At 70.1% G+C, this 201-nt stretch carries 1 pseudogene; it reads left to right on the top strand.

What is annotated here, in order from left to right:
• Window positions 1-201: pseudogene (locus IE126_RS11170) on the top strand (hypothetical protein); the annotation flags it as partial.

The raw sequence follows: 201 nt of genomic DNA, 5'->3' as shown, positions 1-201 counted from the left end.
GGGGAGCCGCATCTGGTGCTGCGCGGCAATATCGACAAGGCGCCGGTCAGGACGCCCGCCAAGGGTGAGACCGGATCGATCGAGGTGGAAATCGCCACGGCGGCGCGGCGGCTGACCAAGCCGCTGACCCGCAAGCGGTCGGATGCCAGCCTGCGGGCGCGGGCCGGAACGGATGCCTTCCGGCAATATGCCAGCCTTGCG

It is taken from the genome of Gemmobacter nanjingensis, assembly GCF_014652195.1.
In the GTDB taxonomy this organism is placed as follows: domain Bacteria; phylum Pseudomonadota; class Alphaproteobacteria; order Rhodobacterales; family Rhodobacteraceae; genus Gemmobacter; species Gemmobacter caeni.
This window is presented reverse-complemented; position numbering and strand designations above follow the sequence as displayed.